The 12,431-nt window shown below is 45.4% G+C and carries 15 protein-coding genes and 2 tRNA genes; 13 read left to right on the top strand and 4 right to left on the bottom strand.

Translation table 11 applies throughout. The features are described from left to right. Positions 1-103: 103 nt before the first annotated feature. The gene (locus NST37_RS17315) at positions 104-739 is read left to right on the top strand and encodes a YitT family protein (protein ID WP_339185609.1); all 636 of its coding nucleotides are present in this window, start codon (positions 104-106) and stop codon (positions 737-739) included. Between the two features lie 29 nt (positions 740-768). Continuing rightward, the gene (locus tag NST37_RS17310; RefSeq protein ID WP_031933459.1) at positions 769-1,686 is read left to right on the top strand and encodes an MBL fold metallo-hydrolase; all 918 of its coding nucleotides are present in this window, start codon (positions 769-771) and stop codon (positions 1,684-1,686) included. Here NST37_RS17310 and NST37_RS17305 read toward each other — a convergent pair. Continuing rightward, positions 1,647-2,015, bottom strand: a complete 369-nt coding sequence (locus NST37_RS17305; RefSeq protein WP_024985103.1) for a hypothetical protein — start codon at positions 2,013-2,015, stop codon at positions 1,647-1,649. The two genes, NST37_RS17310 and NST37_RS17305, sit on opposite strands and share 40 nt — an antisense overlap. A 105-nt stretch (positions 2,016-2,120) precedes the next feature. On the opposite strand from NST37_RS17305, the gene NST37_RS17300 reads away from it, so the two are divergent. Next, on the top strand, positions 2,121-2,981 hold the full coding sequence (locus tag NST37_RS17300) for a PHP domain-containing protein (RefSeq protein ID WP_024985104.1): 861 nt from the start codon (positions 2,121-2,123) through the stop codon (positions 2,979-2,981). Positions 2,982-3,120: 139 nt separating this feature from the next. On the opposite strand, the gene NST37_RS17295 is transcribed toward NST37_RS17300, so the two are convergent. Together NST37_RS17295 and NST37_RS17290 are read right to left on the bottom strand one after the other, a co-directional pair. Next, entirely contained in the window at positions 3,121-3,522 is a 402-nt protein-coding gene (locus tag NST37_RS17295) for a GNAT family N-acetyltransferase (protein ID WP_051567433.1), read from the bottom strand. A 227-nt stretch (positions 3,523-3,749) separates the two neighbouring features. Beyond that, positions 3,750-4,259, bottom strand: coding sequence for a 2'-5' RNA ligase family protein (locus NST37_RS17290; protein ID WP_003386617.1), 510 nt, complete (start codon positions 4,257-4,259; stop codon positions 3,750-3,752). A 168-nt stretch (positions 4,260-4,427) separates the two neighbouring features. Here NST37_RS17290 and NST37_RS17285 point away from each other — a divergent pair, with 168 nt between their 5' ends. Beyond that, on the top strand, positions 4,428-4,586 hold the full coding sequence (locus NST37_RS17285; protein ID WP_003386616.1) for a hypothetical protein: 159 nt from the start codon (positions 4,428-4,430) through the stop codon (positions 4,584-4,586). Between the two features lie 2 nt (positions 4,587-4,588). Here NST37_RS17285 and NST37_RS17280 read toward each other — a convergent pair whose 3' ends face one another. Next, complete coding sequence (locus NST37_RS17280; protein WP_339185608.1) at positions 4,589-5,293, bottom strand: alpha/beta hydrolase-fold protein; 705 nt, start codon at positions 5,291-5,293, stop codon at positions 4,589-4,591. Positions 5,294-5,667: 374 nt separating this feature from the next. On the opposite strand from NST37_RS17280, the gene NST37_RS17275 reads away from it, so the two are divergent. From NST37_RS17275 to NST37_RS17235, 9 genes are all read left to right on the top strand, one after another. Beyond that, positions 5,668-6,240, top strand: coding sequence for a phosphatidylglycerophosphatase A (locus NST37_RS17275; RefSeq protein ID WP_339185607.1), 573 nt, complete (start codon positions 5,668-5,670; stop codon positions 6,238-6,240). Positions 6,241-6,414: 174 nt separating this feature from the next. Further along, positions 6,415-6,491 (top strand) — tRNA-Ile (locus tag NST37_RS17270). Positions 6,492-6,531: 40 nt separating this feature from the next. Then, a tRNA-Val gene (locus NST37_RS17265) sits at positions 6,532-6,607 on the top strand. 132 nt (positions 6,608-6,739) lie between these two features. Continuing rightward, entirely contained in the window at positions 6,740-7,660 is a 921-nt protein-coding gene (locus tag NST37_RS17260; protein ID WP_339185606.1) for a tyrosine-type recombinase/integrase, read from the top strand. Between the two features lie 49 nt (positions 7,661-7,709). Beyond that, positions 7,710-7,892 (top strand): hypothetical protein, encoded by a 183-nt coding sequence (locus NST37_RS17255; RefSeq protein ID WP_339185604.1) that lies wholly within the window; start codon positions 7,710-7,712, stop codon positions 7,890-7,892. 20 nt (positions 7,893-7,912) lie between these two features. Further along, on the top strand, positions 7,913-8,308 hold the full coding sequence (locus tag NST37_RS17250; RefSeq protein ID WP_339185603.1) for a hypothetical protein: 396 nt from the start codon (positions 7,913-7,915) through the stop codon (positions 8,306-8,308). Positions 8,309-10,396: 2,088 nt separating this feature from the next. Further along, positions 10,397-10,609: a BhlA/UviB family holin-like peptide gene (locus tag NST37_RS17245; RefSeq protein ID WP_339185602.1), complete on the top strand. Its 213-nt coding sequence runs from the start codon at positions 10,397-10,399 to the stop codon at positions 10,607-10,609. Between the two features lie 12 nt (positions 10,610-10,621). Then, a complete protein-coding gene (locus NST37_RS17240; protein ID WP_339185601.1) occupies positions 10,622-11,041 on the top strand; it encodes a hypothetical protein in 420 nt (139 codons plus the stop codon). Between the two features lie 61 nt (positions 11,042-11,102). Next, a complete protein-coding gene (locus NST37_RS17235; protein ID WP_339185600.1) occupies positions 11,103-11,993 on the top strand; it encodes a DUF5309 family protein in 891 nt (296 codons plus the stop codon). The last annotated feature ends 438 nt before the right edge of the window (positions 11,994-12,431 follow it).

Raw genomic sequence — 12,431 nt, 5'->3', positions numbered from 1 at the left:
AAACCATCCGATTTTATCCTGCAGTTTTGAGCAATTCCATACATACGCGGATTTCAGGGGACATAAAGATAATCGAGTAACCCTGTCCCTGGAGGCGAGAAGAATGGAATGGGTACAGAAGGGAGCGGCGATCCTTTTGGGGAGCATCGGGATAGCAGTCGGGGTAAACCTGTTTCTCGTCCCGCACCATTTGATGGACGGGGGGATGATCGGGATTGGCCTGTTGGCGACCTATTTTTTTCAATGGCCCCCGGGCCTGGTCATGATCGCTTGCAGCATACCTGTTTATGCGATGGTGTTTGCCTATGATCGTCCGTTGTTTTTTCAGAGCTTTCACGGAATGCTGATCGAAACGTTAATGATTGACGTATTTGCCCCGCTCAGAGCGTGGAATAACTGGACGCTCCCGACATCTGCGGTAATCGGAGGAGCGCTGATCGGAGCGGGGACCGGTCTCATGCTGGCGTACCAGACCAACACAGGGGGAACCGATCTGATCGCACAATTTTTGGCGCGGAGGTCAAAGGTGCCGGTAGCGTTGTATATCTTGATGATCGACGGAGTCATTGTCTCTATTTCGCTTCCCGCAATCGGGATCGAGCGTGCTGTTTTTTCCATTTGCACCATCATCGCAGTGGCCATTTTTACCCACGGTTTTTACAACATGCGATTCAAGAAGCCTCCATATGTCGTAATCGGGCCGCTCGGCAGGGAAGCTGGGCGCAGATGGAGAAACTAAGAAAAAACAGGAAGAAACGAGGGAGACAGATGGCACAGCATACGTTGGAGATGATCACCGAAACAGTCGGATACTTTCCCGGCAGCGTCAATATCGGGTTTGTCCAGGGAAAAACAGGCGCGATCCTGATTGATTCCGGGCTGGATACCCAGACAGCCAAAAAGATAAAGAAAGGGCTGGACGCGATCGCCCAGCCGCTAAGCGCAATTGTACAGACTCACGCCCATGCCGACCATTTTGGCGGCAATGCCTATCTGTTATCCTGTTGGCCAGCGGCACAGGTATACGCTCCGCCGCTGGAGGAAGCGATCATCCGCTATCCGCTGCTGGAGCCGATCTACCTGGGCATGGGAGCGCAGCCGTTGGATGAGCTGCGCAACAAATTTTTGCTCGCCGAAGCATCGCGCGTCGACCACCTCTTGCCCACAGAAGGCCGCGTAGAAATTGATGAGACCTGCTTTGAAGTCATCCCCCTTCCTGGACATAGCTGGAATCAGGTCGGACTGGCTGTCGATGGCATTTGCTTTAGCGCCGACAGCTTTCTCGGCGAGGAAACTTTGAAGAAGCACAAGCTGCCTTTTTTGGTCGATGCTCACGAAACCCTGCTAAGCTTAGTCAAGCTTTTGGAATCGAATTACCGCGGCTATTTGCCGGGTCACGGGCCATACACCACCTCTCCGGAAGCGGTTTTGACGCAAAACATTCATTGTCATCGCAGGCTGTACGGGATGATCGAAGATATTTTGTCGGAAGAGCGGACGCTGGAGCAAGCGCTGGCGCTCGTCTGTGAGCGTTTACAAATTTCCATTGAGAACGCGACGAGCTACGTGCTCTACCGTACCGCGCTGATGGGCTATTTCATTGGGTTGTTAAAGGAAGAGCGGATCCGGTACCGCTTTGCCGCAAATCAGTGGCTGTGGGGGAAACATGACGGCCTCGATAGGTAGTCCCCGATTTCAGCCAGCTTGTGCTCGGCGGCTTGGCGTATTTCCTTGGGAATAACGGAATACTCTTCTTGTTCGGTATGAAAGATCAGTTTTGCCTCAAGATAGGGGTGGCCCAATTTGACGGTCATCTCACCGGTGTGGGACGGCTTGCTCACAGGATTGGCGGGAATGCGGAGAAAATAAGAACTGCTGGTAGCGGAATCGTAAATAACGACATCATAGGTGGGGGTGTCCCCGCCGGATGGGGAAAAGCCCTGCTGCCGCAGCATCTTGTCGACAAAGGAAAGCGGCTGGACGACACCGGTCAGGTTTTTGCTCTTTAACCGCATGGACATCCTCCTTGGCATATGTAGTAAAAGCGTTTTGCCTAATCATATGTAGGGGAGTTCGGATTCAGAATGACAGACAAGGGGAAAGAAGGAGAGAAAACTTCCATGAACAAACGAGCGGATTTGCATACACACACCCGGGCTTCAGACGGCACATGCGAGCCGCATGAAAACGTGCGTCTGGCCGCCGAAGCGGGATTGGCTGCCGTGGCCATTACGGATCACGACACGGTTGCCGGCATTCCGGCAGCATTGGAAGCAGCCGGGCAGTTGGGACAAGCTGTTGAAGTCATTCCCGGCGTCGAGGTGAGCTCGCTGGCGCGCGGACAGGACATCCATGTGCTGGGGTATTTTATACCGTACGAGGACCAGGCTTTTCTCCAGAGGCTGTCCGGCCTGCGCGATACAAGACATGAGCGAAACAAGCTGATGATCGCTCGCCTGCAGGAGCTGGGCATACCGATCACGCTGGAAGGAGTCTACCGGCGCAAGTCAGGCGAAGATAAAAACATCGGACGGCCGCATATCGCGGAGGAGATGATCGAGCTGGGCGTGGTTCAGTCGATCGACGAAGCCTTTGCCGTTTATCTGGGGAAAGAGGGAAAGGCGTACGTCAACCCGCCGCGGATTACCCCTCAGGAGGCGATCACGCTGATCAAGGAAGCAGGCGGCGTCGCTGTGCTGGCCCATCCCGGGCTGTACGATGACGACGAGCTTGTGCAGGAGCTGATTGCGTTCGGTCTGGATGGCATCGAGGTGTGGCACCCGGACAACAGCCAGGAGCAAAGGGAGCAGTATCAGCGCTGGGCTGAGGCGCATGGTCTGGTCATGACCGGCGGCTCGGATTTCCACGGCTGGCGCGGCGAGGAGCCGTTTCACGCGATGCTTGGTACGCATACCGCGCCATATGATGCGGTGGAAAGGCTGCGGGAGATTGCGGGTAAGCGGAAGAGGCAAGGGGAGTAGCGGCTTGTAGTGCTGACTTGAGGTACAAAGTTGTAGTACAGACTTGAAAAAAGAAAGGAAGCCCCCGCATCGGATGAGGATTCGTCCGTAAGCGGGGCTTGTTTTGTTTTGGGATCAAAGCGATTGTACGGATGCCAAGCTAGATCGCTTTTTCCATCGCGATGTGTTCAATTCCGGCTTCTTCAAACACTTCTCCTGCAGGAGTGTAGCCCAGCTTTTCGTAAAAGCGCTGCGCGTGGGTCTGTGCATTCAGCTTGAGGCGCTTGAAGCCTTGGCGGCGGGCAGTTTCCTCCATAGCGAGCATCAGCAGGCGTCCGAGCCCTGTGCCTCTCTCGCTTTGCAAAACAGCTACCCGCTCGATTTTGCCAACCTCGGGTGCGTACGGACGAAGACGGCTTGCTCCTACAGCCTGTTCTTCCTTATAAACGACAAAATGGATGGTTTCGGAGCCGATGCGGTCGTGCGAGTCAATCTCGATTTCCTCTGGAACCTGCTGCTCTTTAATGAAGACAGTGCGTCTTACTGAAAGAGCGTCTTGCATTTGCTTGTCAGTCTTGACCTCTTCGATTTGGTAGGGGCTCTTGGTTGAGGAGCTAGCCTCATGCGAGTCGTTCTTTTGGATTGGATTGTCTGTTTCGTTTGTTTGGTGGATTTTCGGTTCAGTCAATGGTTTTCTTCCTTTCATAGCGCTCGACGCGATGCAGTATCAAATCAAAAAGGAAAGGCCCTTCCGCAGCAGGGAAGGGCGCAAGGGGGAGGCCCCCATGTTTATTTTTTCAGCAGGAACGTCTGGTACACGCTCCAGATGCCGTCTTCCAGCTCGTAAATGAGGTGGAAGCGGTCCACATCGGAGGTGAGGTCAAACTTGACCATGCTCAACTGCCCGGTAATGTCGCGCAGCTCATCATTGGAGAGGTCCCGGCCAATCGTGAGATGCGGTACGAATGCATACGTTTCCTTTTCTTGCACAACCTTTTCTACGATCTTGGCGTGGAGCTGTTCAAACGGCTCTTTGTTTTGGACCGCCAAGTAAATGACGTTATTGGTCGGATGGAACGAAGAAACCCGGTGGAAATTGGCAGTAAAAGCTTCCGTGGAATTTGCAACCAGCTCCAAATGGCTTACCAAATGAGGCAGCTGAGATTCGTCGAGTTCAAATGCTTCTTTCAGGCGAATATACGGCGGGATCAAAGAGTAAGCTGGATCGTAACGTTTGCGGTATGAGTTGGCGACTTCTTGCACCTTGCTGGATGGAAATACAACGATACTGTACTTCATGTGAATCCCTCCTCTTTCGTTTCTATACAGCCCATATAGCCCATGGAAAAATCCAATAAACTTATTTTAACAGAAAATTCTCCATTTGTGTAATCTTATGCGTCAGCCTGTATATTCCTCCCCGCTCGGGACAGACTGTTAAGGAGCAGGGAGGTGCTATATTCAATCGTGAAAACAGCTATGATGATCATCTTCATTTTTCTCGTTCTTCTGTTGCTGTCCCTCCTTACCTTTTCCCTCATCACGGCAATCCGCAAAACCGAATTCGACGAGGCGTTGGTCTCCCCGGGAAAAGAAGAAGGTCCTCAGGAAGAACAGACAAGGTAAGTTTACCCGAAAAGCGCAGGAAGAATGCGCCGCAGGTTGGCTTGCCAATAGCCCCACGTGTGGTCACCCGCAAAGGTCTCATAGGCCAGGGTGACCGTTTTTGTTTGCAAAATGTCGCGCAGCGCTTCGGTGGCCTGGAGCAAATCGAGGGTGCCGCGGCTCGTCTCTACCGCCGTTTCTTCGAGTCCAACCTCAAGATAGACATGCAACGGTACGGGGAAGTCGGACTCCTGCACCCGGCGGTTGAGGGCGGCGTCCATAGCGGCGGACTGGCAGGCCACCTGGCCGAAGGTATGAGGATAGGAGAGCGCTGCAAACAGCGAGACGACGCCTCCCAAAGACTCGCCCAATAGCGTGCGGGCCATGCCCAGCGGGTAGGTGGAGTAGCGGCTGTCTACGGCGCTGACGACTTCGTCCGCGAGAAAGCGCAGGTACTTTTGGTGTTCCGCCCCGTCCGGGTGGTAGCGGGCGTAGCGGCGTTCTTTGTCTACGGGAAGGAAAACGGAGATGAGATTCGGGATTTCCTTTTCCCGGTGCATTTCCTCAAGCAGAGTGGCGAGACGTCCCATTGACAGGTAGTCGTCGCCGTCCTGGACATACAGGACCGGATAGGAATAGAGCGGGGAATATCGCTCCGGCAGGTAGACGAGGAGACGCTCCGTCGTCCCCAGGTGTTTGCTGGTGAGGATCAGTTCGTCAAGTGCCACTGCGTTGTCCTCCTTTGGGGTGTTGGTTTTACTGTAGCAGAAAGGGAAGGGGGAGGAAAATAGCTTTTTGGGTTGTGGGGGAAGGGAGGGGCGAATTGCTGGGGCGTGGGTGTTGAAAGGTGAAATTGTTGGGGGTGGTTTTCGTATTATACAGTCATGTGGGGGGCTGGAGAGGCTGGGGGTGTATGGGGGAGAGGTGTTTTTGACGGGAGTAGGGGGAGGAGGAGGAGGGGAGCCTTTCGGCTCCTGGATTTGGATGGAGTGTGGTTTGGGGTGGATTTCGACCTTGCGGCCGAAGATTGTCGCAATTTTGTCACCTTGTGATACTATGTAACATAGGTGACTTCACTTAATGGTGGAAGGGGTTGTCTTACATGAAGAAGCAGGTACACAGCAGCGAAGTCAGAAAAGCCGCATTGGATCGTTTGGCAGAGCGCGGTGTGCGCGTAGAGGATATCGCGGAGATCGTATATTTGATGCAATCGCCCTATCATCCTGACCTGACCATGGAACCGTGCATCGAGAGCGTAAAGGCTGTTTTGGAGAAAAGGGAAATGCAGCATGCCATCCTCGTGGGCATTGAGCTGGATACATTGGCGGAAAAGGGCTTGCTTTCCGAGCCGCTGCAGTCTATTATCGCATCCGATGAAGGCTTGTTTGGCTGCGACGAAACCTTGGCGCTCGGTTCGGTGTTCGGGTACGGGAGCATTGCGGTAACGACGTTTGGTCATTTGGATAAGCATAAGATTGGCGTGATCAAGCGGCTGGATACGAAGACATCCGGTGGAAAAGTTCATACCTTCCTGGATGATTTGGTCGCGAGCGTGGCGGCGAATGCCTCGAGCCGGATGGCTCATCGGTTGAGAGATGAGCAGGAGCAGGCAGAGGTGCTGGCTGCAGGTCAGATTCGGGTGGAAGGCAAAAAGGCTGTGGATGAGGCTGGGTGATCTTTAGTTGTGCCTGGTTGGTAGGTGTGGAGGGGCATCCCTATCGGGATGCTCCTTGATTTTGCAGGGTTTTTGATGGTGGTAAAATTTTTTAAAAGAAATTTTGTTTTTCCTCTTGAAATCGGAAAAGAAATCCTGTATATTAAAACATGTGATCGACGTCCGGTACGATTCGGGCCCTTAGCTCAGTTGGTCAGAGCGGTCGGCTCATAACCGATTGGTCGTAGGTTCGAGTCCTACAGGGCCCACCATTGAACGTTTGTGGTGAAGTCACAATAGCAAATATCCCATGATCCGGTAGCTCAGTTGGGAGAGCACCATCTTGACAGGGTGGGGGTCGCTGGTTCGAACCCAGTCCGGATCACCATATATTGATATATCAACGGTTTGAGCGATTTTACAACACTTTGAAAAATAAGTGGTCGCACACAAACACGCTTTTATAAAGAAAGCACACTTTCTTTCAGAATCAAAATCTGAAAAGGGAGTGTGCTTTTTCGTGTTGTTAAAGTTTGCGATCAAAGATTTTAAGGATGACCGCGAGTACAAAAATTTGTCACCGAAAACTATCGAATCCTATATGTCTACCCTAAATGAGTTTCAGGATTATTGTGGTAGGCAGGAAATTGTTGGTATTAGTGATGTTACGCCTAACACTGTAAAGAGTTACCTTATGTATTGTCAAAAGGAACGAAACAACAATATCACTACTCGTAACAGTAAGTTGCATGTTCTGAAAATCTTCTTTAACTATCTTGAAGAAATCGAAGTCATTACCCAGAAACAGAATCCAGCCAAGAAAATCGGTTATGGCAAAGAGGATATAAAAATTGAAGTATTCCAAGATCGGCACATTCAACAAATGCTAGGTTACTACAGACGGCTAAAGCAGCGTGAAAAATCATTCTTTGCTTATAGGGACTACACCATGATTGTATTTCTGCTTGGAACGGGAGTTCGGTTAGGTGAAATGGTCAATCTGTCATGGAATGAAGTCGATTTAAAGAACGGTACTATCATCGTCTTTGGTAAGAAACGTCAACAAAGTTCAATTCCGATTACTGAAAAATTAATCAAAGAACTGTGTGAGTACAGGGTTTACTGTGAACAAACATTTGGAGAAATTCCACAGTATGTTTTTACTGACGTTGAGGGCAAAAAACTAACAGACAACGCAGTTAAATGTGTATTTAAACGATTGAAGGAGATCATGAACTTTTCTGATTGCCGACTGTCAGCCCATACATTCAGACATACATTTGCCCACAGGATGCTAATGAATGGGTGTGACGTGTTTACACTCCAAAAAATGCTTAGACATTCAAATATCGCCATGACACAACGGTACTTAGCCATTTGGGGCGTTGCCTTGGCTTCACAAAATGAAAAATTCAATCCGTTAAACTCCTTGGAGATATAAGGACAAGCCCATGACACCATGCCAACAATCCGATCAAGGGGGTGAAGTAATGTCCTTTGCATTACGACTTTGGCAAGATGACCAACTTCACGCTCAAATGGAAGAGATCATGTTGCAGCACATGTCACTGATTAAAGAGGTATCTACAGCAAATCTTGAGCGCAAACAGGAAATCATGCAAGAAATTGAGCAATTACGCCAACAACGTGAACGACTATTAAACCAAATATAAGACCTAGGGAGGATTCAGTAATGAACAAAAACACCGCTTATGCCACTTTAGAGTTTTCAATATCGTTTGCAACTGGACTTGAGCAATATGTTGAACAATCAATCAGCGGTATGACGAGTATCTCCATTCTCAGATGTGACGGTGAACTAATTACATTTAACGTAATTGGCTCTAGTATTCAATGGGAACCCGATTGGGAAACAGAAAAAGAAACATTTGCAAATGTAAGGTTCTATGTGTCACGCGAATTTGAATGTGAATCGTGGGAATTGGAGTATGCTGCTAGTTATCTGCTCAGTAATTTGGACATAGAAGATAAGTTATATCTTGAACATTCTGATGGATCACCAATCACAATGATGACGCATAATGTTGAGATTGACTGGTACACAAAGCCATTAATTGCAATTGCGTAGTGTAGGGGGAGCGGTTAATCCGCTTCTTTTTTTTGTACTTAGCATGGCAGAAACAAGTGATAAACACCCAGATAAACAAAATGGTGGACTTCCTCCACGAAAGGAAACCCACCGCAAACGCTAAACTTCTCGCCATAAGAGAGTGCTTGTATAAGCTCTCTTGTCCCTTACGTTTTATTATACAAAACTGGAATAGAAACGCAACTTTAGGAAAATGAAAAACACCGAATAAATAAACTGTAACGGTTTTAGAATAGCCCCTCATCCTTACAGCCACAAGGGTTTGAGCGTTTGTTTAAATTTTATCTATTATGAGAAATAGACGTAAAAAAACTAGCGTTTTTAAAAAGTGCCATCGCCCTTACAGTCGCAAGGATTACAGCGTGCAGTGCAATTTTATCTATTATGAGAAAAGAAAAAACGTTATAAAAATGTCCAAGTTCAGAAAAATGCTATATCCATTGATACATAAGGATTTCTCTGCCTTAACAAATATTAAAATATAAAAATATAGTAGAGAAACGCTGATATATCAACACTTTTGGAACATAGCATATAAAAATAATTCTGTACTAAGGGAGATACAACGCAAAACAGTCCAAGGAAGAAAAGCAGAATGGTATTTATCAGAATAGGTATTACAGCGAGAATAAAGGAAAAAAGTAAAATGTAACGGTTTTTAAAAGCGTCTTCGCCCTAACAGCCACTAGGGTTTTAGCATTTTTGGGTCTAAAAATATATATGGAAGTAAGTGAAAAAACGTTATAAAAATGAAGAATGCTGTAACCATCGATACATAAGGATTTCTCTGCCTTGACAAATATTAAAAAAATACACTTAACGTATATAAACGTTGATATATCAACACTTTCGGAACATAACACATAAAAATAATTCTGTGCTAAGGGAGACATGGCATCCTGATATACCCTATAGGGGTAGTGACGTTTTTAGAAACTTCTGTATCGCTTGTGTATCTTGGGAAAATGAGATCTTTAACTATTCATTTTTATCGATATTCGTCATATGAAAAGTGGTAATAATCTATATATAATAAGCGTTTTATTAGGTATGGGGGTATACAAAAGTTAATGGTATTTAAGGGAGACAAGTATGTTTCCTTAGCCAATTGCTTGCTCTTCATCATTTTTAGTAATAAGAAGAACATTGGTGTTCATGTCCTCAAGAAACTCCACACTTTTTTAATTCTATCGTCAAAAAACCTTTGATTTCATTGAATTATTCACGATGTCAAAAGGTTACCATATAGAGAATGTAACGCTGAGTTTCAATGTTCAAAGAAGCCCCATAATACAATCATTGTTATACCAATCATTTCATTACCTGCCGAATTTAATGATAATCGTCTTTAAGGGAACTAGACAAAACGAACATCCACCAATTCCTAAATACCTTGATTTTACTGGATTTGCTGCATTTCCGATAATCGTCTTTTAGGGAACGTTAGGAAAATAGAACACACTCCATTTTACGATACCTTAATTTAACTGAATTTGTGGCATTTAAGATAATCGTTTTTAAGGGAAAGAACGAGAACGTGAACTATGGCGTGAAAATAAACGAAAAATAAGAGGTGTCCAAGTTTTTGAATGACCATTCGCACTTACAGCCACAAGGATTACAGCATCCAAGACAATTTTATCTATTATGAGTGAAATGTAAAGATACTTTACCAAATGGAAAAAACGTTACCGTTTTAGAAAAACGCTGTAACCATTGATATATAAGGGTTTATATATAAAAAAGTGCATTTTGATTTTTATTCAATTAGAAAAATCTTTGTAATATCAACGTTTTCAACCAGTTATACATAAAAATAATTCTGTGCTAAGGGAGATACAACGCGAAGAATACACAAAACAAAAAGTATTACCATTTAGGAAAAGCAGAATGGTATTTATCAGAATAGGTAATACCTCCGGAGTAAATTTCGTTGATTGCCTATTCAGTATAGACAATGAATGAAGATTGCCCCCTAAAAATCCTCTCATTAAATATTTGAAAGGTCATCCCCGACCTTTCTTTTTTTTATTTAAAATTTTTTAACATTGAAAGGAGGTGATTTAATTGGATGCTAATGGCTTACCAGTTGAGATGATAGTATCACAGGGTATCTTTGCAGTATTATTCGTCTGGCTTTTCTTAGATAGTCGTAAAGAATCGAAAGAAAGGGAAATTAGGTTGCTTGAACAAATTGACAAGCAAAACCAGGCACAGGATAGAATTGTTCAGGCAATTGAAGGTTTAGAGAAACAAGTAACTGCATTAACGAAACCATAAGGAGATGTTTGAATGGAAGAGAATCAAACTTTCACGCAAGAACAGGTTAATGAACTATTGCAGCAAGAGAAAGCAAAATGGGAATCGGATGTATTGAGTCCACTGCAAAAAGAATTGCTTCAATATAAGCCAGCGGAGAAATCCGATGCTGAGAAAGCACTTGAACAAAAACAAGCCGATCTATGGCAAAAGGAAATCAATCTGACGCTCAAATCAGAAGGACTTGACGCATTTGCCGAGTTTTTTATTGTCAATGATACAGATGAACTAACGGCAAAGATTAACAAGTTCAAGGAAATCATAAACAATATGAAGATCGATAACTCGTATAAGCCGAACGATCATAAATCTACCGACAAATACAGTCAACACGAGAAAAGCGGTAATGTGGTCGGTATGATTGAAACTAAATTAGCAAGTTTATTTAAGTAGTCATTCAATCGGATGGCTGCTTTTTATTTTCTGAAATCAAATTACTAGGAGGAATTTTATAATGCAAAAATCCAATAATCTTACTGCAACTGAATCTATTAGCTTGGCGAAGGAAATCACCAAGATTGGTGTACAAGATACACCGCTCGTTTCCTTGCTCATGTCCAAAGGACGTACAGAGAAGGCAAACGGAACGGTACATACTTGGAGAGAGCGCACACTTGATCAAACCAATGACATTAGTGTTCCAGAAGGAAACGAGAATGTAACCTTCTATCAATCAGGACGTGCTGAACTGTCAAACGTATTGGAGATTTTTGAAAAAGGTGTTAGCATTTCTGGTACAGCAAACGCTATTTCCGTAACTGGTCAAGGTAATATTTTCTCTGCCGAAGTTGCTGACCGTCTGATTGAACTTAAAGTCAACATGGAGAAAGCCGTTACAAAAGGTGTGAAAAATGACGGTTCCGCTACTCCATTCGTTCGGAAAATGCAAGGTCTTGAAGGTTGGGCTGATCCTGCTAACCTGATTACTGGCGCTACTTCTAAAGTAATTACAGAAGCAGAAGTCAAAGCCATCATGAAAAAATTATGGGATCAAGGTCTGCCAACTGGTGAATACTTTGGATTGGTCAATGCTGATATGAAAGAACAGATTGATGCATTGTACAAAGACAAATACTCATATATTGCCCAACAAAATGTATTTGGTCTGATCGTTGATACAATCCGTACAAACTACGGAAATCTGAATCTGATTCTTTCTCGTCACGCATCTGCTGACAAGTTGACAGTATTCGATCCGAATTATCTATCTCTTGCTTTCTTGCGTGACGCTCGATTTGAACCACTCGCAAAAGTAGGCGACAGTGTACGTGGTCATGTCGTTGCTGAAGGTACTTTGAAAGTTGCATCCAAGAAAGCCGTAGCTGTTTACACGCTTAAAGCATAATTTCATACATACATACATTCATAACTGGGGATAGGGCTTAATTGCTCTATCCTCTTATTATTTTCGGGAGGAAACGATTGATATGACAGAGAGACAAAGATGGATGGTGAAACGCAAAAGTAAACGTATAAGATTAATCCAGATTGCAAATTACATTGGCTGCTCACAGAGTTTATTGTCCAGATGGGAATGTAACACATGTGAACTATCGCCATATAAATTAGAGAAATATAAGTATTTCATTGAGTCATACAAAAATAAATCGGAGGTGAATGTTGTGGAAGATAAAACATGACGCTTCCCTAGTGTACTGGATATATCAGGACACTAGGGTTTTTATTATGGGAGGAAATAAAGATTTACATAGATAGTCCATTGTAGAAAATTGTCAAAAAGCAATTTTAAGAGTACATAATTGATAGTCAGGTACACATATGG

The organism is Brevibacillus sp. FSL K6-6036 (assembly GCF_037964015.1).
In the GTDB taxonomy this organism is placed as follows: domain Bacteria; phylum Bacillota; class Bacilli; order Brevibacillales; family Brevibacillaceae; genus Brevibacillus; species Brevibacillus borstelensis.
Note: the sequence above shows the minus strand (reverse complement) of the source record. Positions and strands in the feature narration are given on the sequence as shown.